Annotated in this window: 24 protein-coding genes; all 24 read right to left on the minus strand. The window is 53.8% G+C overall.

What is annotated here, in order from left to right:
- Positions 1–1,303 (minus strand): type 2 periplasmic-binding domain-containing protein (locus PACILC2_RS14840; protein ID WP_213529288.1); only part of this gene is annotated, 1,303 nt, incomplete at its 3' end.
- 300 nt (positions 1,304–1,603) lie between these two features.
- Positions 1,604–2,410, minus strand: a complete 807-nt coding sequence (locus PACILC2_RS14845) for a carbohydrate ABC transporter permease (protein WP_213529289.1) — start codon at positions 2,408–2,410, stop codon at positions 1,604–1,606.
- Between the two features lie 166 nt (positions 2,411–2,576).
- Entirely contained in the window at positions 2,577–3,263 is a 687-nt protein-coding gene (locus PACILC2_RS14850; RefSeq protein WP_213529290.1) for an ABC transporter permease subunit, read from the minus strand.
- Positions 3,264–3,567: 304 nt separating this feature from the next.
- On the minus strand, positions 3,568–4,365 hold the full coding sequence (locus PACILC2_RS14855) for a sugar phosphate isomerase/epimerase family protein (RefSeq protein WP_213529291.1): 798 nt from the start codon (positions 4,363–4,365) through the stop codon (positions 3,568–3,570).
- Positions 4,366–4,381: 16 nt separating this feature from the next.
- Positions 4,382–5,479 (minus strand): Gfo/Idh/MocA family protein, encoded by a 1,098-nt coding sequence (locus PACILC2_RS14860; protein ID WP_213529292.1) that lies wholly within the window; start codon positions 5,477–5,479, stop codon positions 4,382–4,384.
- Positions 5,480–5,508: 29 nt separating this feature from the next.
- Positions 5,509–6,009: a CehA/McbA family metallohydrolase domain-containing protein gene (locus tag PACILC2_RS14865; protein WP_213529293.1), complete on the minus strand. Its 501-nt coding sequence runs from the start codon at positions 6,007–6,009 to the stop codon at positions 5,509–5,511.
- Positions 6,010–6,117: 108 nt separating this feature from the next.
- Positions 6,118–6,879 carry a sugar phosphate isomerase/epimerase family protein gene (locus PACILC2_RS14870; protein WP_213529294.1) on the minus strand — a complete coding sequence of 254 codons (762 nt, stop codon included), beginning with the start codon at positions 6,877–6,879 and terminating at the stop codon, positions 6,118–6,120.
- Between the two features lie 32 nt (positions 6,880–6,911).
- The gene (locus tag PACILC2_RS14875; protein WP_213529295.1) at positions 6,912–7,697 is read right to left on the minus strand and encodes a sugar isomerase domain-containing protein; all 786 of its coding nucleotides are present in this window, start codon (positions 7,695–7,697) and stop codon (positions 6,912–6,914) included.
- Positions 7,698–7,728: 31 nt separating this feature from the next.
- The gene (locus PACILC2_RS14880; protein ID WP_213529296.1) at positions 7,729–8,502 is read right to left on the minus strand and encodes an SDR family NAD(P)-dependent oxidoreductase; all 774 of its coding nucleotides are present in this window, start codon (positions 8,500–8,502) and stop codon (positions 7,729–7,731) included.
- 15 nt (positions 8,503–8,517) lie between these two features.
- On the minus strand, positions 8,518–9,600 hold the full coding sequence (locus tag PACILC2_RS14885; RefSeq protein ID WP_062489297.1) for a Gfo/Idh/MocA family protein: 1,083 nt from the start codon (positions 9,598–9,600) through the stop codon (positions 8,518–8,520).
- A gap of 3 nt (positions 9,601–9,603) precedes the next feature.
- Positions 9,604–10,572, minus strand: coding sequence for a phosphotriesterase family protein (locus PACILC2_RS14890; protein WP_213529297.1), 969 nt, complete (start codon positions 10,570–10,572; stop codon positions 9,604–9,606).
- A gap of 16 nt (positions 10,573–10,588) precedes the next feature.
- The gene (locus PACILC2_RS28015) at positions 10,589–11,305 is read right to left on the minus strand and encodes an FAD-dependent oxidoreductase (protein WP_213529298.1); all 717 of its coding nucleotides are present in this window, start codon (positions 11,303–11,305) and stop codon (positions 10,589–10,591) included.
- Positions 11,254–11,874: an FAD-dependent oxidoreductase gene (locus PACILC2_RS28020; protein WP_213529299.1), complete on the minus strand. Its 621-nt coding sequence runs from the start codon at positions 11,872–11,874 to the stop codon at positions 11,254–11,256. Before PACILC2_RS28020 ends, PACILC2_RS28015 begins: the two co-directional genes overlap by 52 nt.
- Before the next feature lie 39 nt (positions 11,875–11,913).
- Positions 11,914–12,774, minus strand: a complete 861-nt coding sequence (locus PACILC2_RS14905) for a YhfZ family protein (protein ID WP_062489303.1) — start codon at positions 12,772–12,774, stop codon at positions 11,914–11,916.
- 87 nt (positions 12,775–12,861) lie between these two features.
- On the minus strand, positions 12,862–14,895 hold the full coding sequence (locus tag PACILC2_RS14910) for a DUF5050 domain-containing protein (RefSeq protein WP_244863530.1): 2,034 nt from the start codon (positions 14,893–14,895) through the stop codon (positions 12,862–12,864).
- Positions 14,876–15,886 carry an ABC transporter permease gene (locus PACILC2_RS14915; RefSeq protein WP_244863531.1) on the minus strand — a complete coding sequence of 337 codons (1,011 nt, stop codon included), beginning with the start codon at positions 15,884–15,886 and terminating at the stop codon, positions 14,876–14,878. Before PACILC2_RS14915 ends, PACILC2_RS14910 begins: the two co-directional genes overlap by 20 nt.
- 217 nt (positions 15,887–16,103) lie before the next feature.
- Positions 16,104–16,682, minus strand: coding sequence for an ATP-binding cassette domain-containing protein (locus PACILC2_RS14920; protein ID WP_280515318.1), 579 nt, complete (start codon positions 16,680–16,682; stop codon positions 16,104–16,106).
- 19 nt (positions 16,683–16,701) lie between these two features.
- The gene (locus PACILC2_RS28025) at positions 16,702–16,878 is read right to left on the minus strand and encodes an ATP-binding cassette domain-containing protein (protein ID WP_280515319.1); all 177 of its coding nucleotides are present in this window, start codon (positions 16,876–16,878) and stop codon (positions 16,702–16,704) included.
- Complete coding sequence (locus PACILC2_RS28030; protein WP_280515321.1) at positions 16,845–16,973, minus strand: hypothetical protein; 129 nt, start codon at positions 16,971–16,973, stop codon at positions 16,845–16,847. Before PACILC2_RS28030 ends, PACILC2_RS28025 begins: the two co-directional genes overlap by 34 nt.
- Before the next feature lie 15 nt (positions 16,974–16,988).
- Positions 16,989–18,206 carry a transcriptional regulator gene (locus tag PACILC2_RS14925; RefSeq protein WP_213529301.1) on the minus strand — a complete coding sequence of 406 codons (1,218 nt, stop codon included), beginning with the start codon at positions 18,204–18,206 and terminating at the stop codon, positions 16,989–16,991.
- Entirely contained in the window at positions 18,203–19,318 is a 1,116-nt protein-coding gene (locus PACILC2_RS14930; RefSeq protein WP_244863532.1) for a beta-glucanase/beta-glucan synthetase, read from the minus strand. Before PACILC2_RS14930 ends, PACILC2_RS14925 begins: the two co-directional genes overlap by 4 nt.
- 15 nt (positions 19,319–19,333) lie before the next feature.
- Positions 19,334–19,741, minus strand: a complete 408-nt coding sequence (locus tag PACILC2_RS14935; protein ID WP_213529302.1) for a hypothetical protein — start codon at positions 19,739–19,741, stop codon at positions 19,334–19,336.
- A complete protein-coding gene (locus PACILC2_RS14940) occupies positions 19,738–20,658 on the minus strand; it encodes a M56 family metallopeptidase (protein ID WP_213529303.1) in 921 nt (306 codons plus the stop codon). Before PACILC2_RS14940 ends, PACILC2_RS14935 begins: the two co-directional genes overlap by 4 nt.
- 3 nt (positions 20,659–20,661) lie before the next feature.
- A complete protein-coding gene (locus PACILC2_RS14945; RefSeq protein ID WP_213529304.1) occupies positions 20,662–21,030 on the minus strand; it encodes a BlaI/MecI/CopY family transcriptional regulator in 369 nt (122 codons plus the stop codon).
- Positions 21,031–21,142 lie beyond the last annotated feature (112 nt).

Below are 21,142 nucleotides of genomic sequence, written 5' to 3' on the forward strand. Positions count from 1 at the left end.
ACGGAAATTTTACACTAACTACTTCCGGGTTCGTCATCGTGTTATCCTGGCCCTGAATTCCATAATACCATCCGTCGCCCGTAGGATCTTGTTTGCCGAGCAATTTATATTCTTCGACCTTTTTGTACTCCGGCTTGTACCGGCGGTTCATTCCTTCGCCCGTATACATATCCGGCGTACCCCATGCGCGCAAAATAGCAGCTTCTGTCGAATAGTTCCAATCCATCCAGTTCAAAATTTGCGGGATCATATCTTCGGACACTTTTTTCGGATTAATCACTTTCGAATTCCATTTTGTCGTCAACGGAAAGTATTGGGTAGCCGAATCCTGGTAGCTCGGGTCCAGTTCATTGGCAAAAATAGGATAGTATCGCCAGTCGTATGTTTTGCCTTCTTTTCGGATCTTGTCCAGATTGGCGGAAATCGGATGCCACATATTCACGACAGCATACTCGCCATTAATAATTTTGGCGTCGCGCTGCTCGTTTTTCTGAATGTAAAATTCCTGGCCGAACAGACCTTGATTAAAACCTTTGTTCATAAAAGAAATATAGTTTTTCCACTCCGGAGTCAACTGGTAGTCCACATACATATTTTTCGATTCATTGATAATAAGCGGATAGGCCTGGCTTAAATGCAATCCTGTCGCCGAGAACAAGGACCAGTACAGCGCTCCTCTGCTGTTTTCGTATTGAAGATGAGCCGGTATAATGGGGTGACCGTTCTCCGTCAGGTTGAGATCTTGTATCTTTTTGAGAAAATCGTATAAATCATCGAGATTGTGAATGGGAATATCCAATATTTGCTCAAGCTTTAATTTGCCCTTGTTCGCCACTGCCAGAGCCTTCAGTTCGGCCGCGCTCATCGCATCGGGATATATTTTCTTTAAAATATCGTCCCGGATCCAAACCCCGTAACCGCCGTTTCCGAGACGGGAATCGCCGTAAGGCGAATTGCGGTATTCTTCTTTCAGCAGCGGGCTTGGAAGCGACGGGATCGCCCACAACTTGCCGTCGCTCGGGTCGACGCTCGCCTGATACCACTGTTCCATCGTAACGCCCAAATCAGCCAGCCTTTCGGCCGTACGAGGCATATATCTTTTCAGTTCATCCAATGTGATCTCGCGGGCCATTCCCGCATTTTTCAGCATGGCCAGATTGTCCGGATCGTCGGCGATGCCGTTTTGATTGGCGATAACGGCCGGCACCGTATTGGCCAGTATTTGCATTTGCAGCCAGCTTTTATAGTCCGTGCCTGCCGGTATTTCGACGATGTCCGGAATGACTTTGGTTTTTCGCGCCAAATCGGAGTCAGGCGGTCTTCCACCGGTTTACGCGGGTTCGATGAAAGCTGACTCAGAACTTCCAGATTAATTTCATTAAACGATTTCACCAGCTCGTCAGGATCAACGGGTTCGGCAGTCGCCGAGGCGTTGTCCGCCGTTTTCGCTGCGCCGGGATTCGCACTTTCCGGCTTGGTCGTTTCTTCCTCCCCGCCGCTGCATGCGGCAAGAGCCGTCGCGAGCACAATCGCGAGCGTGAATGCCAAAATCTTGCGTGTCATAAAACCAACCCTCCTTTTTATTCGCTATACATGCAGAGGCTTACGCCTTAACTGCTCCCGTCAACATGCCTTTTACGAAATATTTCTGGAAAAACGGATATACAAAGAGGATCGGGAACGTAACGACGACCATGACCGTCATCTTGATCACTTCGGGCGTAGGAACGGTGTTGTTCTGCATCGACATGAGCCGGCGTTGCGCGGCGCCTGTCGTCTTCGTGAAATCGATCAGCGTACTGGCTTCCGTCCGGTTGATGATTTCATACAGCACAAACTGCAGCGTGCTTAAACTCCGATCCGTGACATAAACCAGGTTGGTGTAATAATCGAGCCAATTGCCCGCCACGGAGAAAAACAAAAATGCGGCGAGGATCGGTTTGGACAGCGGCAATATGACCTGCATGAATATACGCGAATAACCTGCGCCATCGATCATCGCGGATTCTTGCAATTCAATCGGCAGCTCCTCGATATGCGTGCGCATGATGACCATGCTGAAAAATCCGAATGCGCCAGGCAGTACGTAGACGAGAAAGTTATTCAGCAGTCCGAGCTCTACCATGACGACGTAATTGGAAATGATGGAACCGCTAATAAACATCGGGATCATAAAGAAAAAGAGTATCGTCCTGCGTCCCGGCAAAAACCGTTTCGACAGGGCAAACGCCGCCAGCATGGTCACAAAAACGGAGATGATGGGACCGATCATGCAGCGGAGCGTCGTCACGACAAATGCCGTCTGCAACCTGTCATACTGAAAAACATAGGCATAGTTCTGCAGCGTAAAGACGCGAGGAAAGAACCATATCGGCCCCGCGGCCGCGTCCGCTCCGGTATTAAAAGACATGACCAATATGTACCAAAAGGATAGATGGCTGAAATGCTCCAAACGATCATAATGAAGATGTTAAAAGCATCGAATATCCGCTCGCCCGTCGTTCGTTTGATTTTATTTCGTCCGAAAATGCGAACATGTCTTGATCTGGCTTCCATATTTTCAAGTAGCTCCTCCCTTAAATGATGCCTACATTGCTAAGGCGCTTCGTAATCGCGTTTGTAAGCATAATGAGAATAAAGGATATCAGCCCTTGAAAAAGACCGACTGCGGCGGAATACGCATACTGTCCGCTTACCAGACCCTGGTAATAGGTGTACACGCCTATCGTGTCCGTTTCCATACGAATCATCTTATTTTGCATGTTGAACACTTGGTCGAAGTTGGTTGAAAACAGTCCGCTCAGCGAGAAGATCAGAAGTATGCACATCGTAGGAGTCAAACCTGGAAGCGTAATATACAGCAAGCGCTGCAGACGGCTTGCTCCGTCCACTTGCGCCGCCTCGTACTGCTGCGGGTCGATGCCGGTGAGCGCCGCGAGATAGAGGATCGTTCCCCATCCCGTTTCTTTCCAGACTTCCGAAATGACGAGAACCGGAAGAAAGTTTTTCGCATCCTGCATATAGGAAATACGTGTGGCGTCCGGATCGATCAATTGACGGAGATTGTTGACAATGCCGGTGGCGTCGACAGTCAAAAACATGTAGAACAAACCGGCAACGGTTACCCATGATACAAAATGCGGGATATAAGACGAAGTCTGCACCATCCGTTTGAAACGCTCGCTCCGCAATTCATTGAGCATCAGCGCCAGCACAAGCGGAGCCGTAAACGTCGCGACCATCATGGTGACGCTGTACAGCATCGTCCTCCCCATCAGATGGTAGAAATTAGGGTCATATAAAATTTTTGAAATTGTCGAATCCGACGAATTTACTGCCAAAGCCGAACCAGCCTTTATTGAAATCATAGTCCAGGAAGGCGATGTAATTGGAAAACATGGGCAAATACGAGAAAACGAAAGTAAGGACAATAGCAGGGAGCAAAAACAGATATAACACATGAATATTATGCGCTTTGATGCTTTGCCGCTTTTTGGGGCGCAGGATAACGTTCGGTATCGCGCCTTTTAACCTGGGCATGCTCCTATCCTCCTTGTTAGATAAAAGTCATTTTATCCATCGCTTCAATGCGTCGATCGACCGTTTCGTATCCTCGATCATCGTACGCTGCGGATGAGTATCCTCACGGTGCCACAGCTCCAACGCGAGCCAGCCCTTGTAGCCGATTTCCGCAAGGACGCCGATCAGGCCGCGCATGTCGATTTCGCCATCGATGAGATCCTCCGTCGGGATGCCTCCGATCTGGTTTCTTAGATGAAACGCGTATACGCGTTGCGGATATTTCCGGACCCATGCGACCGGATCGCAGCCGGCGGTGTGCGCCCATCCGGTATCGATGCAAAGGCCCACCTCCTCGGCCGCATAATCGATCACGGAGCGCAGATCGCCTTCCGCGTTATGCGCTGTGGCCGCGTGATTGTGCAGACTGACTTGAAGGCCGAGCGAGCCGACGGCCGCGGCGATTCTCGTCAGATTGTCTCCCTGGCGCTTAAATTCTTCTTCCGTCTTCGGCTCCGGGGTCCCCCATCCGCCTTTCGGGTCTGCGTTAATCATGAGATCGGTGCCGCCGGCTTCCGCCAGCCTTCTGGCTGCCGGAAGGACGGAACGGTCAATGTCCAGCGCTTCGAACGGTTCATGCAGCGCAAGTCCGATGTAGGTGCCGGAAACCGCCAGCCCGCTTGCTTTGGCTGCCGCCGCCAGCTCCGGAACGGGATCGATCTCCACCGCGTCGACACCCGACTCGGCGACGTCGCGGAATATTTCTTCCCAGGACGGCTCCTTGCCGTCCATCCGGTACCTTTCGTGCCAGCCAAACAAGCCCGTCGAAAAACCTTTAATATTCAATGGTCCGTTCTCCCTCCTATATCCGGACGTTCACGTTCCGCGTCCCGCGCTCGATGCGCTGCGGCTTGCCGGTCTCGGCACAGTCGTATAGGGCCTGAAGACACAGGAAGTTGAACAGCGCCTGCTCGTTGACAACGGCCTGCGACGTCTCTCCTTTTACTTTCCGGTAAAAGAACGCGACAGGGTGATCCATAAATCCGAACTCGCTTTCATTGACCGCCAGCGTGATGGCGGATTCCGGCTCCCCATTGCGGTCCCGCGTATAGACGACCTCATCCGATTCGAAATATGGCGACCACCTTACGGCGCCGAGCGTTCCTTCGATCTCGACGTGATGGTAAGCTTCGCCATGCGTGCAGGAAGCCCGCTCGTAGTGGACCCATACCGTTTTGCCGTCCTTCAGCCGGTAGTTCAGCATCGCTCCGACATGGCCTTCCACGTCGTACACCGTATCCGTCGGATCGATCTGCGTCTGCGGCTTGCTGGTCCAGGCTGCGGCAACCTCTACGGAAGACGGCGCCAACAGCTCGTTAAGCACGGAAAAATCGTACGGCCCCCAGTCCATGACAATGCCTCCGCCGCTCTTCGACCGGTCGAGAAACCATTTGCTTTCCGGCTGGTATTCCACGCCCGGCCGCGACCGCTGACCGCGGTAAATGAATGTCGCTTTATAGATGTCGCCCAAAGCTCCGGACTGCACGAGCTTCTTCACCTCGTCCATTTTGGGAAGGCCGAGGAAACGTACGCTGCAGCAGCCGAGCAGCCGGTCGTGCGCCTTCGCGACCGCGAGCAGTTCCTCCGCTTCCGCGCGGTTCATCACAAGCGGCTTCTCGCACAGAACGTGCCGGCCGGATTCGAGCGCAAGCCGCGACAGCCGGCAGTGGGTAAACGGAGGCGTGCCGACGATGACAATATCGTCGTCCGCGGCCGGTGCGGCAAGCATCTCCTCCGCACTGGAGAAAGCGCGCGCCTCGGGGTACAGCTCCGCAAATCCGGCCAATGCGGACGGATTGGGGTCCGCGACGCAAAGCTCGACGCCCTCGATCCGGAGCTTGCGAATCGCCTCTGCATGCGTCTTGCCGATGACGCCTGCGCCGATTAAATAAAAACGCATCCTAGCACCTCTTCCCATTTCATGTCCAATTACAATAATTCCCATCGAAATAATGGATGATATAGCCATACGCTGCCAGCCCTGCTTCGCCTTCGGCAGGTCGCAATCGATTTCGTTTTGGAACCGCACGAGATCGGATTGGTGAAGGCCAGCAGCTCGCCGCTGTCCGAACGGAGCTCGAACCTTCGCCAGACATATCCGGCGTCCGCCTTCCAATCCTGACGAAACTCGAATTCCGAAACCGCTTTCGAAATCGGATGAACTGCGATTTCGGCACCGTTCCCGATGACGTGCGGCACAGCTGCCGCGGCGTTCGGCACGGCCAGTCGGCATCGGACGAAGCCGGCCTCCGAATACCCGACCGGCTCCGTCAGGCCGCTGCCGAGCGGGAACACCTCGCCGTCCGCCTCAGCCTCGATATCGAGCACCGGTCTGCGCGAGACGTACACGCGTCCGGCTTTGACCGCATCCAGAATCGCGGCGGCGGACATGCGGTCCGCATATACATAGGTCGCCGGATCTCCGATCACGGAGGGAGGCTATGACTCATGTTGTTCATCTGCCGCCCTTCCTTTGCTCCTCTCAGGTTCGAAGGTTCAAACGGTCCATCAGCTCGGCCGTCCGGTCGTACGCTTCCGTCACCCATTCGACAATATGATCCGGATCCTCGGCAAATTCCAGCTCGATCGAGACGACATCGTCGTACCCGCATTCGTGCAGCACCTGCAAATAGCCTGCCAGGTCGGCGTTGCCGCGTCCGGTCGCCAGTCGTTATGAACGGTCCCGTCGTTGTCGGACAAATGAACGCCGCCGATTTTTCCGTGCAACCGGGTGATTTCCCTGGCGGGAATGCCTCTGACATGCAGGTGGCCCAGGTCGACGTTCGCCAGGCAATTCGGCATATCGACATCCTGCAAAAACCGCTCCATCGTATCGATGTCATTAACAAGCGAATAATGGAACGGCTCCAATTCGACCAGCACGTTCATATCGCATTTGGCCGCGTACTCGGACAGCTCCTTGGCCGCGCCGACGGCCTGCTGCCACTGCACCTGCGGCTTGATCACATTTTTCTCCCAAATGTACTCTCCGAGCACGATAAGCAGATTTTTCGCGTCCAGATAGACCCCCATGTCCAGCAGCCGCTTGTAGGATTCGATCGCGTACCGGCGGACATGCTCCTCCAGCGATATGAGCTCCGGATAAGCCGAGACCATCGACGAGATCGGCATATTCCGTTCCGCGCACATTTTCCTGATGCGCTTCAAATCGTACGATTTAAAGGAAAAGTCGGGGAAAATATCGATCGTATCGAAGCCGATCTCTTTAATTTTGGCGATTCCATCGAAATAATCGACAGCCGTGCCGAACCAGGCCGAATTGATGCACCCCAATTTCATCTTCGTCACTCCTCGAAAAGTGGGATTAAGCCTTACAGATATCTGGTTTTCGCCCAATATTCCTCGTAAGAGCCTTCGAACAATTGCTTCGCCTTTTCTTCTCCGACGACAAGCGCGCTTGTCAATACCTTCGGAGGCTGCCCCTGCTCGGTAAGCTTTCGGGCAAGCTTGCACTTGATCAGATTGACGATGACCGTATTGCCGATCGTCGAGCCGGGACCGACCGGCGTTTCCAAATTGTCGATCTTCACCATGGCGTCTCCGGGCAAGGCGCAGTTGTCGATGACGACGTCCGCCAATTCATACAGCTTCTTCCCGGAGGAATGCTTGGCAGCGGACAAGCGGCTATGAGCCAGCGACGTGACGGCGATGACCGGGATACCCCTTTCCTTCATCTCCAGCGCGATGTCGACAACGACATTGCCCGTTCCGCTATGCGAGAAAATGATGATGCTGTCGTGCTCGCCGTAATGGAAGTTGGAAACGATCACTTTGCCGAAGCCTTCTACGTTTTCCAGGAACATCGCCTGCCGTTGCCCGTTGGAGCCGACGACCGCGTGATGATTCGTCAAGGATAGCTCCACCATCGGATGGAAGCCGGCGAAGCTTCCGTAACGGGGATACATCTCTTCGACCGCCATGCGGGAATGTCCGCTGCCGAACAGATGGACGACATTCCGGTTGAGCATGCTCTTCGCGCAAATATCGACCGCCCGATCGATCGCGTCCATTTGGGTCGATTCGATATTGTCGATGATGTGGCGTACGCCTTCCAAATAATCGGTTGTATATGCAAAATCGTGCATCGTGCTGCTCATCGCCGTTCTCTCCCTTTCATCTCACCGTCATTTATTGGGCCAGCCAGCCGCCGTCGACCGGCAGCGCGATTCCGGTAATGAATTTCGCCTCGTCCGAGGCGAGAAACGCCACCGCCGCCGCAACGTCCGTCGGATATCCGACATGCGGGGCAAGCGGTTGAAAATACGTCAACGCTTCCCGTATTTCCTCGTTGTTGATCGCCCTTTGCGACATCGGCGTGTCCAGCAGCCCCGGGCAGACCGTGTTGATCCGGATGCCGTCCTTCGCATAATAGACCGCCGCCGACCGGCTCATCGCAATGACCGCTCCCCGGCTGGCGGCATAGGCGTGCGTGACGAAGTGATCCTGCGCCCCCAGCATGCCCAGAATGGAGGAAATGTTCACGATCACGCCGGACTTCTGCCGCTTCATCGCGCGCAGGGCGAGCTGATTGCTGATGTATACACTGGTCACGTTGTTGCTCATGACGACGTGCCAGCCTTCCTCCGTACATTCGTCCAACGGGCCGTCGCCCCATTTGCGCCCGCTGATTCCGGCTACGTGGACGAGAATGTCGAGCGTCTCCCAGCTTTCCAGCAGCGTATGATAAACCGCTTCCATAGACGATCGGTCCGACGCGTCGCAGGCGAACGACCTCACTTGTCCGGGGACTGAAGCAAGCGCTTGCAATTCGGCTTCCGCCGACTTCCCCTTTTGCTCGTCTCTCCCGATGACGGCAACATGCATGCCTTGCTGGAGAAAGATTTTGGCCGTCGCCAGGCCGATTCCGCTCGTGCCGCCTACAATAATCGCATGTTTGGACATGGATGCGCTCCCTTCTTACCGACTGACAGCGGACTCCATCACTTCCGCAATCGAAATCGACCGTTTCTCCCGCACCGACATGTAGCAGGCTTCCATCATCGCCATCGTTTCCAGATTGTTGCGGCCGCTAATGGCCGATTCCTCGCCCGTCGTCAAGGTGCGGAACATTTCGTTCATCGTATATTTGAACGCGCCCGGAAACCAGCTTCCCGCAAGCTCCGGCGAATGCCAAGCGGAGCCCGGCCGCCTGGACAAATAAGCAATCCGGCTCGGTCCGCCCGAGGGCCAGCCGATATTAAGCCGGATCACCCCTTCGGTTCCTTCGATTTTATAAAAAACGCCGAAGCCTTCTTCATCCCACGTAAAACCGTCATCCCACGCCGATGCCAAGAGCCCGTTGCCGTATTCCAATATGTAGGAAGACGAGTATTCGCCCCGATAAAGTCCCTCCGGATGAGGTATCGCGCTGGCGAACAGCCGGTTCGGCGTCCCGAACCAGAAGCGGAATTGATCCAGATGGTGAATGCTCATGAATAAAAACATCAACCGCTCGTACCGCTTCTGATATTCCTGCCAGTGCGGCTTGTATCGAAGCTCGATCGTGGCGAATACGGGTTTTCCGACGAACCCTTTCCGAATCAGATCCTTCGCCGCCATGACAGCCGGATCGAAGCGTCCGTTCTGATTGACGACCAGCCGCACGCCCGCTTCCTCGCACAGGCGAACCGTCTCGGCCGCTTCCCGGTACGTCACAGCAAGCGGCTTCTGCGCCAAAATATGCTTGCCGGCTTTGGCCGCCTCCGCGATGATTTCCGGCTGCAGATGGGGAGGAACGGCAATATCGACGATGGCTATCGCCGGATCGTCAAGCATCTCCCGGATCGAATCGTACACTTTCGGTATGCCGAAGCCGGCGGCCGCCGACTCCGCGTTCGCCTTCGTGCGCGATACGATTCCTTCAACCCGAAAGCCTGCCTCCCGGTAAGCCGGGAGGTGGCACGTCCTCACAATGAATCCGCTTCCAATCATGCCGATTCCATAATCCGTCTTCGCGCTCATCGCAGGGATATAATCCAGTTGCGTGAAGTCCTCGCTCATCGATTATCCGCCTCGCTGTTCTTTGATTTGAAACGCTCTGGCCGGATTGTGGACCATAAACTTGGCGATCGTCTCGTCGCTCAGGCCGTTCCGCTTCAGCCGGGGAATAAAAGAAGCCGCCAGATGCGCCATACCCGGCCCTCCGCCGTATGATTTCCAATAGGAACGGAGCGCAAAGTCGGTGCCGAGCAAAATTTGATCCTCATAGCCGGCCTCGACAACTTTCAGAATCAAATCGACGATCATGCTGTCAGGCCAATATTTGATTCTGGAAGCGTTGTCGTATTCCAGGTACACGCCGCTTTGCAGCATCGCAATATGATATTCCGGGTCCGGGTTGCGATCGGTATGGCAAATAATGATCGATGCCGGATCGACGCCCAGATCGGTCAAGAGCCGGATTTGCTCGAGCCCCATCGTTCCTTCCTCCGTATGGGTGGAAATGGGGACGCCGGTTAAAAGCTGGGCTCCCGCCGCTGCGGCAAACAATTTACAGGATACGGCACTGATCCGGTTATAGTCCGAAGCTCCTTTCAGCAAGCCCGCTCTCGCCGAAATCCGCTCGACGATCGGTCCGTTATAGCTGTGCCGGTCCATCCCTTCCGTTATTTCGGCTACGAGGAGCTCGCGGATCTGGTCTTCCGTGTAGCTGTAGATCCAGTGAATGTCGTCATAATACATCGGCTTGTGAAAACCGGTCGTGGCGATGATATGGGTATTCGTTCTTTTGGAAATCTCGACGAGACGCTCGGGGTGCCTGCCGCAATCAAGCGGCATCATATCGACGAAGGTCTTGACGTTATACTGCTTGACGTCCTCGACTTCCATGCAAGCCGCCTCGACGCTGTCCAACAGCAGGTCGCTTTTCTTCATCACGCCTAGACCGCCGGAAATGATCAGATGCTCATGAGCGTAAACCATGCCCAAATCGGCCGAATCGACATCGCCCAGTACGGTTCTGACTTTACCCACTGTCGTTTCCCCTTCGCTATTCGATGATGGCATGCTGCTCGACAAGCGTTCGCCGCAGCCTGCCGATGTCCAGATCAATAAAATCCTGCTTCGCCGCGGCAGCCAGCGCCGCCGCCGTTCCTGCCGCCTGTCCCATGGCCATTGCCTGCGCCGAATTGCGGGCGGATGCCTGGGCGCCGTGCGTAGCGGACAAGCATCGTCCCGCTACAATAACATTCTGCAAGCTTCTCGGAACGAGACACCTGTACGGAATGTGATAATACCCGCCATTCTCGACATAAACCCATCTGGTTCCTTCGCCGGGATGATGATCCTCGACGGGTGCCCCGCAGCAGGCAATGGAATCGGGAAATTTGCGTCCGGCGATGACGTCTTCTTCCGTCAATTTGTAATGCCCGTCGATTTTGCGCGTTTCGCGGACGCCGATATATTGGCTTGTGCCGATAAGGAAAGCGTTCTCAAAACCGTCAATGCAGGCCTTCAAAAAAGCGGCATATTCCTGAACCTGCTTCCGTCCCTCGATTTCCGCTTTCGTCAGCGAATACGGGTCCGTCGCGTCGATGCGGCTCACCCGCACCATGTTCGCCTGGATCATGCCGGGATTAGGCGTCCGGTGATACGATCCGTCCTCTCTCGGCAGCCGGAATCGTCCGCTCTTGTTCGCCTCCTTCATCCGCTCCGTCATTTCACGGTGGCTGACCTTCTTGGCCTTCTCCAGATCGACGTTGCCCATAAAGAAATCGTGCTCAGCGACTGGTTCGGCTCGTCGTCCGAACCGGCATCGAAGCCGCCGCCGGCGCGCGCCACAATATCGGCGTCCCCGGTCGTATCGATGAAATAACTGGCTTTCACTTCTGTCAGCCCCGCTTTGTTGGCCAGCCATACGCTGTTCACCCGCCCGTCCGCAGCCTCCACATGACAAGCCGTCGTATGGAACAGCAGCCGGCAGCCCGATTGCAGCACCAGGTCTTCGTACGCGATCTTGAGCGATTCCACATCGTAGGTCAGTCCCATGCCGGCGCCGTAAGTGTTGGGCCTGTCGAACAGCTTGTTTTCCCGGCGCAGCCGGTTTACGATTTCATCGGGAATGCCCGCGACGATTTTGCGCGGATTGTCGCCGGGGGTGAAAAAGCCGTAAAAGGTATCGACGCCCGTCGCCGTCCGGGAACCGCCCAGGCAGTTCTGGCTTTCCACCAGCAGCACGTCGGCGCCGTTTCGGGCCGCGGCGACGGCCGCCATGACGCCGGCCGCGCCCCCGCCGAGAACGACAACGTCCATCGCTTCCGTATGTCGCTTGATCATAAAGTCTTCCTTTCTTCAAGGTGATGCGATCGCACGGAACTAGAAGGCCGGCGACCGTTTCCGTGATATGACTTCCTGCTGTATGCCTCCTATTCGCCCGACATCGCACAGCTCGTGAAACAAAGCCACGATTTCCTTTCGCTCCCCATTGACGACAATGGCCGCCGCCATGCTTTTCTCGGAGCCCGTCTCCAGCTTCTCCACCCGCCGGACCGCAAGCACGTCGATTAAAGCGGCGGGAACGAGCTGCGTGCTATGCCACACTGCGGCATCGATAACGCCGTCCGCGATCAGGTACGGAATATGGCCGTAGTGGATATTGATTTTCTCGTTATCGGAGAAGATGTCGTCCGACAAAGCGATGTGATCGTAAGAGGTCGGGTCCAGGCCGATGCGCCACGATTTCATATCGGGAACGGCGTCTTTACGGTGCAGAATGATCAGGTCGATGTAGTAGCTGTTGCTGTTCAAAATCGCCACCGGCTGCAAATGCGGATGCTCCCGGCATGACCGAACGGCCGACAAATGCGACATGACGACAAAATCGCATTGCCCGTCGAGCAGCTGCTTCACCCTCAAGGACGCGCCGTTTTTGAACGTCAGGCTGCAGTTCACACGCTTCTCCATAAACATCTGGATCAGTCCCGTGGCAAGTCCCTCGAATTCGATCGTGTTGGGAATCGGAAACGAGCCTACCAGCGGGCCGTGATCGATAATGTCCCACAGCGCCGCGGTATTCTTCTCCAGCAGCAATGTGCCGAGCTGCCCTTTCGATTGCAGCTTGATCGCGCCCGTTTCCTTCAAAGCGGTCATCGCTCTGTCGACGGTCCCGAAGCCGACGGAATAAATGGCGGCCAGTTCGGGGGTGGTCGGTATTTTGGTGCCGACCTCGCATTTCATAAGCTCTTTTGCAACCTTCTTGACTAAATCAGCTGATTTCGAGTTTAAACTTTTCATATTTTCAGTATACGGAAAATTGAAATTAAGTCAATACACAAGTTGACCGTCCATATCCATGCGATAGTTCTTGAGATCCGACTGATTCACATAGAAAATATAGGGCTTGTCATAATGAAAGGTCAGTACGGATTTATCCGTCAGTTTTCGGATTGCGGCATTGCCCAGATGCAGGGCATAAATTTTTTGCCGATCCTTGCGATTCAAAAATAGCAGCTCGGTATCGGTCAAAACGAAATAATCCGTTACGATATCCGGAACCACCGTCTCGGAGTCGGTCCGGGTATCATACTTTACCACCCGGGATTTCTCATTGACGTAATAAATATACCGGCCGTCGAAGGCGACACTTTTGATCACCGGACAGCGGATCAATACGCTCATTTTGCCTGTCAAACGATTGACCCACCTGATCTCGTCCTGGCCGATGAAGTAGAGGCTGCGGTCATCCAGGAAGAAGGAGCTGATCGTAAGATAAAAGCCCGCATCGTAATCATTCGCTTTTACGAGTCCCAGCATTGTGCTCCTGTCTGTGCTTAACTTCTTTTCGAAAATCATGCTTTCCTGAAAGGTCGCCGTATCCACTTCGACAACGGAAAATCGGTCCACAACTTCACGGAATGCCGGCTTGTCAAAATCGTATTTCATGTAGTAGACATGCGTGCCGTTCCCGTAGATCGCGTTCTCCACCCGGGTTAAGGCGGTCATGGGATTCCGGACCAAGCCGCCTTTTTCGCCGGTTTTTTTATCCTCGAACACAATCCGGATATTTTCCGGGTCCGTATCGTCCGTATAGAACCGATAACGCTCATTCTCAAAGGACTGCCTGGAGGAGTAGTTGTAAACATCCCGTTGCCCGTTGGTATCAGGCGAGGCGCAGCCGGACAAGCCGGACGCCGCGAGGCCGAGCACGAGCATAAGCCGGAACCCTCTCCGCCCATAACTTCGCTTCCCAACGTTCCATTCATTAGTCCGCCGGATCAAGATAACGATGAACATGGCGACGCTGAGGCAGAGCGTGACCGCAAACACGATGCTCCATGCCGTAAAGGAAACTTCCCGAAAGACCACATCCATCTGATCCTTGAACGGGTTGCGCTTGTATTCGTTCCCTCTGAAAAAGCCGGTCGACACCATAAATCCGAGGGGGCCCGGCAGAAAATATTTGGAGGACTCCAGCGGCAGCCCATAGTAGGGGAGCAAAATGACGGCCGTACAGGAAAACAGGGTGATCGCATACTTCTTCAAACATACCGAAGCAAACAGGATCAGCATGGCAAAGCACAGGCTGCCGAACAGCTTGCCGGCCGTTATCCATAGAAAAGCTTCGAACAACGTGCTGCTCTTGGCGGACGTCCCAAAGTAAGACAAGCTTTGCAGCGGGTAATCGCCATTCCCCAAGCCGTACTTCAACTGGTAGAAGGTGTAGCGTAAACCGGCGGTCAACAGACATAGCACGGCCACCGTCAGCAGCGCCAGGCCGATCTTGCACATCGCGTGACGCCTTGCCCCTTGTTTGACAGTAAGGAGAAGGGCGTCCATCTTGCTGTCGAACTCGAAACCGAATACAGGCGCAACGAGGAGAAGCAGCAATAACAGAAACAAGAAATCCAGCTTGTCATGGGATAGCAGCCCGTTCCAACCGTTCGTATACAGAAAATACCGGTTGCCCGGATTTTCGCGGATATAGGTATATTGATCGTAAATCAGCTTAAAGCCCTTTTCGTTTTGCAAAATGTTCTCCAGCGGGCCCGACACGGCCAGAAATTCATTTTCTTCCATGTTCCCGTCATAGTAGTCATCGGTCGCTTTTTGCAAGGCGACTTTGGCATCGGAAATTTTGCGGGCTTCATCGGCAAAAAAACGTTCGGTTGTCTCCGAGTACGGCCCCCGAACTTGATCCAGGTAGAACGAATACGGCGAACGATTCCTCTCGATGTCCGGATTGACAGGCTTGTCAAACAGAATCATGGCCGCGATGCTCAAGACGAAATACAGAACGATGAATATCAAGCCCTTCTGATGAAAAAACATTTTTTTCATCTCATAGATCCATAATGACACGCCTTCTCCCCCCTTGACGCCAAGCATTCTTCCTCACGAAAATCGCAATGCCGCCAAGAAATACCGCCCCCCAGACGGCCGCAAACAACAACGCAGCCATATAGCTTGGCAGCGGGTAGCCGAGCAAGGAAACAAACTCCGCTTTGCGAAACAGCTCCCGGTTGACGACCAGCACAAACGGGTTGATCGCTTTTAGCCAAACGCGACCGGAGCCCATGGACGATTCCGCCATAAAGACGCACCCGAACGTCGCGAACAGGCCGATTATAAAAGGGATCAAGGCATTTCGGAAAAAGCAGGAGATCAGCAGGAACGCCAGACCAAGCACGACAATTCCCGCTGTTTTGACTACGGCGGACAGCGCGGCGTATTGTCCCAGGCTCACGTTGATCGAGGCATGGACGAAACTTTCAAGGGCGTACAGAGGCGAGGATGCCGCTTCCCAAGAGCCGAATATCGCGGAAAAGGCCGCAAAATCAACCAGCCAAAACCAGAAGCAGACGAGGCAGGCAAAAAGAGCGGAAGCCATGAGCTTGGCCCGGACCGTAGCCGCTCCTCCCGCTTCGGCCGTAAGAAGCAGGGCATCCATCTCCGTTTCCTTTTCGGTCAGAAACACGCTCATAAACCCGTACAGGCAGATCAGCAGCGCCAGAAACGCCGAAAAATCGTACTGCACATAATGCTGATACATCTCGGTGTAGGAGAAGCTCGTGATCGCCCTTCCCTCAAAAAGCTCCGCGATCGCCGCGTTCTTGCGGGATTCGTAGGCATTGCCCATGGATTCATAAAACGCGATATTATCCCTTGCCGCGCTCGCCACACCGTGGGCATACGCCTCGTAATCGTAAGCATATTTCATCGGATTGACATAACACCATCGGAAGAAATGGAAATCCTCGTAGACATTGGCCAAGTAAGTATCCGCGTTGCGATAGGTCGTGCTTGCCGTAAGATCGGCGGTCCGTTGTTCCAACGGCCGATAAATGGCCATAAGCTTCCTGATTTTTCGTCTGTGATCGTCCCTCCGAAGTCCTTGTACATGTCCCAATACAGTTCCTTCCACAGCGGGCCGGTCACATTTTTCGAGAGCAGCGAGTTTCCCTCATATACGCTGTATATTTTCGCGACGTTCAAGATGGAGAAGAGAAGGACCGCCGCCATCACCGGAATTTTCAGAAAATGCTTGCGCCATTCGAAAAGTATCAATTTTACCATTGTGCGCCCTCTTCGAAATAGTACAAAAAAACATCCTCCAAATTCGGCAGTACGTTTACGGCGCGAGCATCCGGCTTTTCATCATCAATCACTCTTAACCGGATTTCATGCCGGTCCCGCATCATATTGCTGACTTTCAGGCGGTTCAGCTTTTCATCTATCGTTTCATCCGTCGCCGCCACTTCCCACACTTTCCCCGCGATTCCGCCCACGAGCGCCTGAGGCGTGTCCTGCTTCAGAAGCCGCCCGTTTTTCAATAAAATGACCTGGTTCGCGATAAATTCAATATCGGAAACGATGTGCGTAGCCAACAGGACTGTGCGGTTCTCGGAAAATTTGGCGATCAGATTCCGGAAGCGTATTCGTTCTTGCGGGTCAAGTCCGGCTGTCGGTTCGTCCAGAATCAGGATGTCGGGATTATTGAGCATCGCTTGCACGATCCCTACGCGCTGGCGCATGCCCCCGGACAAAGCCCCGATTTTTTGCCGGCGGCGTCGCTTAAATTCACGATTTCCAACAATTCCTTGGCCCTTTTTTCGCCTTGTTCTGCGGGGATGCCTTTTAGCACGCACATATATCGTAAAAATTCAATCACCTTAAAGTTTTGTAAAATTGTGGGAACTGCGGCAAATATCCGATACGGGACAAAAAGTTGACGCCCAGGCTCCTTGCATCAACGCCATCTATCAAAACCTGACCGCTGTCGCTTTTCAAAATGCCGACAAAAATATTGATCAGCGTCGTTTTTCCCGCCCCATTGGTTCCCAAAAGTCCATAAATTCCGTTTTCCAGTTCTGCGGAAAATCTTGTAACGCATACTTTCCCTTGTATCGCTTTGAAATGCCTTTAAACGTGACTTTCATGAACCGTTCCCACCTTTAAAACGGGCTGACAATCACTTTCGTTTGAATCCCCTCTTGATTTGCGCCTAACAGCACCATATAAATCCGCTTGTCGTCAATGATTTTGACAATCGGGTCGTTCGCCATATACCCCGCTTCTCCGTCGTGTGAAATCCGATGCTCCGCTTCGAGCTTGCCTGTGCCCGTGTCGTATACCCGAATTTTCCAACCTGTCCGATCTGCAAGTGTAGTCGCGAAATAACGCCCGAAGTCGGAACCCGACACAAATCCGCTTTCTCTTTTCTCGCTCAAGGTATGAAGCTTCGTTTTGCCGCTCGGCATCTCCATAACCAAAATTTTTCCGGACGGGATCGTAAAATCCTCAGCCAAAAGCAGCAGCTTGTCGTAAGCCGTCAGTTCCTTGCACGTATAGCCATCGAATGTCCGGTTCGCCAAACCGCTGCCGTCCGGATTTACCGTTCCGCAGGTATCAAAAGAGGGCTTGCCGGGTACGGCGGGGATATCGAAGCTTTGCGCCTTAAATGCAATTTTCTTATCCTCATTCGTGAACCCGATTTGTTCGAACGTCACGACGCCTGAACGCGCCTTGGCATCTTCCGCGGTCAAATCTACGACCGTTGTTTTTTGCTTCGTGTTGAAATCGTACAGATACAGTCCGGCTGTCGTGGCATAGGCCGCTTGCGTTCCATCGGCGGAAAACGCGATAGCCTTCAAGGACAATATCAGTTCATTCGCTTTAAGCAATTTGCTGAAATCAAATCCCGACCTTTGATTGAGCTGATGGTCATAGAAGATAGCGCGATACGTGATCCCGCCGTCTGTCGCCGACAAACCGCCGCTGCTGCCTCCGGAATTGATTTTTAGCCCGACCGCCACATATCCGTCTTGAATAACCCAGTACCTTTCCTGATCGAATGCCTCCTTCGAGGTCTCGGCCGTCACACGGCCCGTATCCAGGTTATACAGGTACAATCGGTCCGCCGTCAGAAACATCTGATGGCCGTCCGCGTAATGGATATTCCGGATATCGCCTTGTATCTCATCGAAATGCAAATCCAATGGGCGGGACGCTCCGGAAGAGGTCGGCAAAGGGGGCTCTCCCGCCTCGCCTTCCTCGTGATACCCAGCGACCGGGATCGCAGCATCGTTCGGATGATTGGTTTCGAATTGCGCGCAGCCTGCGATCCAAAGCGCGGATAAAGCCAACAGCACGATCAACCGTTTCGTTCTCATCGTCCGCTTTGCTCCAATCCTTTATAAAGTAACAGGGAGGGGGTCTTCATCAGGACGACGACATCATCGGGGAAATCGTCCGCATTAAGAGGAACGGAAACGACATAAAACGTATTGAAGTCCTTCAGCTTCTCCAGCTCCACATCGGCCTCGATCACCGCCGCATCGCCTTTGGCCAGCGTCGTTTCGAAGGAAGCGCCGTCTTTGCCGGTCAAAGCTTCATGATTGAGGTAGAACGTACTTCTGTACCGCATCCCGGGGTGGCCGAACAGTTTGTATGTCACGCGAAGATTTCCGCTTTTCTTGACCTGAACGTTGTCCTGGCGAACGGCGCCGTCGATATACAAGTCGCTGTACACCTTATGGTCCAATGTCTCCATGTCCACCTGCTCCATGACGCTATGCTTCTCCAGCAGCTCCTGCGTCACCGGCTCCGTCGACAGGCGGACACGGCTCAGAACCTCTTGCTGCGGGATGGAGGAAAGATCAAGCCGGTCCGCGTCTTGGTTAAAGACCAGCGGTCTCCCCGATTCCAGCGTCGTCTGATAGCCTCCATAGGAAGTCGTTTCTTTCATGTCCGGAATAAATGCCGGATTGTACACGCTGGCAATCGTGACATGAAGGGTCTCCCCCTTCTTGCCTGTGACGGGCGTAAATACGAACGTGAAAGGCGTGTCCCGGTCATCCGCTGTCAGGTCAAAGATATGCATATATTCATAAGGGGCTTCGGTTGAATTAAACTTGTAGGGCTGCGGGATGCCGTCAACAAAAACGAGAAAGCCGACGTTTTTGGCTTTGCCGGAAGCGCGTACGGCATAATCGATCGTTAACTCGCCGCCATTGTACTGCAAGGGAAGGATCTCTCCATTCTCGTCAAGCGGCGGATCGGTAAAGCCATGGCCGATACTGCCCAGCATCGCGGTCTCCTGTTCGCCCCCTTCAAACGGATTCGATTGGCCGGCAGTATTGGGTTCGCCGGTATGGGGTGCGCCGGTATCGCGTTCGCCGGCATTCGGCTCACTGGCATTCGGCTTCTGATTGGCGCAGCCTGTGGCCAACACGGCCATGACCACCAGAAATAATGCCCATTTTATAACCTTTGAATTTCGCACGATGTCATCCCTTCCTCATTCCGGGCTGCCGCCGGAAGATACACGATCGGCGAACAGAACGGCCGGCCCGTCCTCTCCCCGCTCCGCTACACCGGATGCCGGATTGGACGCGTTCGGTTCTGGCGCCGGCATAGGTATTAACAATGGCGAAGCGTCGCGTTCCGGAATGCCAGGTTCCGGAATGCCGGATTCCAAAGCGATACCACCCTGTTTCGCTTCCGGATCGTCGGCCGGAGATACAGGATCGTCAGCCTGAGATACCGGATCGGCAGAGGATGCCGGCGGCTCGTTCTCCTTCTGCACCGCCGCACTCCCGGTTACCGTCATGGTCCTTGTCGGTTCGGACGTTGCGGTTTCGGACTCGCCCGGGACCAGCTTTAACACTGCGCCTGTGCCCGCCGTAGCCAAAATGACGATCGTCAAAAGCGAAATGCCCCATTTTTGCTTCGGGTATCCATAATGGAAAGTACCCTGTTCTTCAAACCCTGCTTGCCTCCATAGAAACGGGAAACCAATAAGCTTGACGTACTCGGCTGTTTTCGAATCATGCCGATAATGGCTTCCGCATATTGCCGGCGGCCTGCCATATCGGTATCTTTCACCACTTCTTCGTCGCAAGAGATTTCGCATTGGAGAGCGATTTCTCTGGCCATCGCGTAGACGAACGGATTGAACCAATGCAGAGCGGTGGCCAGAAACACGAGTGCTTTGTACACCCCGTCTTTGCGTTTAAGATGGATCAGCTCATGCTTCAAGACGAACAGCAGCTCATGGGCCGGGATCCGGTCCGAAGGAAGCAAAATGACGGGATGAACAACGCCAAGCAGCATCGGAGTGGAAATGACGGGGCAAACTCGCAGTTCCACTTTCTGTGTGATGTTCATTTTCGCTTGGACATCATGCAGCATTTGCAGCGCTTGCCGATCTACCATATCCGTGCTCCAGCGCTTCACCATATTCACGAAACGTCTGTGCCGAATGGCATGATAAGACAGGAACGCGAGGACTCCCGCCAGCCAGATGCTGCCGGCCAGCGCATACCACGGCATAGACGTGGCGGTCGATGCCGCATCGGAAACCGCCTGATCGATGGGGGAACGGTCCGCATCAGCATGCTTCAGCACAGGCATCAGCGTATTCACATCAATTACCGAAGTCGACGGATGGAAGCGAAACGGAATAATAAGTCCGACGATCACCGCCAACCATGCATAGTAGCGTCCCTTTGCCGCAAAGCGTTTCCGCAGGAAGGGCGAAGCCGCCATATAGAGCATGCCAATAGCCGTCATGGCAACCGAACATTCCAGCAGGGCGATCATAAAGCTCTGCAAGCTCTGCATCCGTTACTCCCTCCGTTCCTTGACCCATTTCAGCAAATCGTCCAGTTCTTTTTCGCTCGGCTGCTTGCCGTTGTACAGCGTATTAACGAAGCTCAAAAACGAATTTTCATGATACTGCTTCATAAAATGCTCCGTTTCCCAAGCCAGGTAGTCTTCTTTGCTGACCAGCGGAAAGTACGTACGTTCTTTTCCTTCCTTCTCCGTCCGCAAAAAGCCTCGTTTCACCAAACGCAGCATAAGCGAAATGACCGTGGGCGCTTTCCATTTGCGCTCGCTTCCGAGCTGCTCCATCACCATCGCGGTCGTAATAGGCGGTTCGTTCGCCCAGACCACCCGCATAATTTCAAATTCCGCATCAGGCAACTTCTTCATGTATCCGTCTCCTTTTTTGACAATTGTCTTTTTTATATTCTACACTTGTCAAAATAATGGTCAATTTATTTTTTATCAAATGTCTAAAAAAAGAAAAAAGCCGCGTCCTGCG

It is taken from the genome of Paenibacillus cisolokensis, assembly GCF_018403665.1.
GTDB classification, from domain to species: Bacteria; Bacillota; Bacilli; order Paenibacillales; family Paenibacillaceae; genus Paenibacillus_AH; species Paenibacillus_AH cisolokensis.

What these genes read in the sequence shown, in the direction of transcription:
- PACILC2_RS14880 (WP_213529296.1), bottom strand. Translation starts at nt 8,502, where the DNA reads ATGTCCAAACATGCGATTATTGTAGGCGGCACGAGCGGAATCGGCCTG.
- PACILC2_RS14875 (WP_213529295.1), bottom strand. Translation starts at nt 7,697, where the DNA reads ATGAGCAGCACGATGCACGATTTTGCATATACAACCGATTATTTGGAA.
- PACILC2_RS14915 (WP_244863531.1), bottom strand. Translation starts at nt 15,886, where the DNA reads ATGGCCATTTATCGGCCGTTGGAACAACGGACCGCCGATCTTACGGCA.
- PACILC2_RS14870 (WP_213529294.1), bottom strand. Translation starts at nt 6,879, where the DNA reads ATGAAATTGGGGTGCATCAATTCGGCCTGGTTCGGCACGGCTGTCGAT.
- PACILC2_RS14860 (WP_213529292.1), bottom strand. Translation starts at nt 5,479, where the DNA reads ATGCGTTTTTATTTAATCGGCGCAGGCGTCATCGGCAAGACGCATGCA.
- PACILC2_RS14940 (WP_213529303.1), bottom strand. Translation starts at nt 20,658, where the DNA reads ATGCAGAGCTTGCAGAGCTTTATGATCGCCCTGCTGGAATGTTCGGTT.
- PACILC2_RS28015 (WP_213529298.1), bottom strand. Translation starts at nt 11,305, where the DNA reads ATGGGCAACGTCGATCTGGAGAAGGCCAAGAAGGTCAGCCACCGTGAA.
- PACILC2_RS28020 (WP_213529299.1), bottom strand. Translation starts at nt 11,874, where the DNA reads ATGATCAAGCGACATACGGAAGCGATGGACGTTGTCGTTCTCGGCGGG.
- PACILC2_RS28030 (WP_280515321.1), bottom strand. Translation starts at nt 16,973, where the DNA reads ATGAAAGTCACGTTTAAAGGCATTTCAAAGCGATACAAGGGAAAGTAT.
- PACILC2_RS14850 (WP_213529290.1), bottom strand. Translation starts at nt 3,263, where the DNA reads ATGCTGTACAGCGTCACCATGATGGTCGCGACGTTTACGGCTCCGCTT.
- PACILC2_RS14885 (WP_062489297.1), bottom strand. Translation starts at nt 9,600, where the DNA reads ATGAGCGAGGACTTCACGCAACTGGATTATATCCCTGCGATGAGCGCG.
- PACILC2_RS14945 (WP_213529304.1), bottom strand. Translation starts at nt 21,030, where the DNA reads ATGAAGAAGTTGCCTGATGCGGAATTTGAAATTATGCGGGTGGTCTGG.
- PACILC2_RS14925 (WP_213529301.1), bottom strand. Translation starts at nt 18,206, where the DNA reads ATGAGAACGAAACGGTTGATCGTGCTGTTGGCTTTATCCGCGCTTTGG.
- PACILC2_RS14905 (WP_062489303.1), bottom strand. Translation starts at nt 12,774, where the DNA reads ATGAAATGCGAGGTCGGCACCAAAATACCGACCACCCCCGAACTGGCC.
- PACILC2_RS14845 (WP_213529289.1), bottom strand. Translation starts at nt 2,410, where the DNA reads ATGTCTTTTAATACCGGAGCGGACGCGGCCGCGGGGCCGATATGGTTC.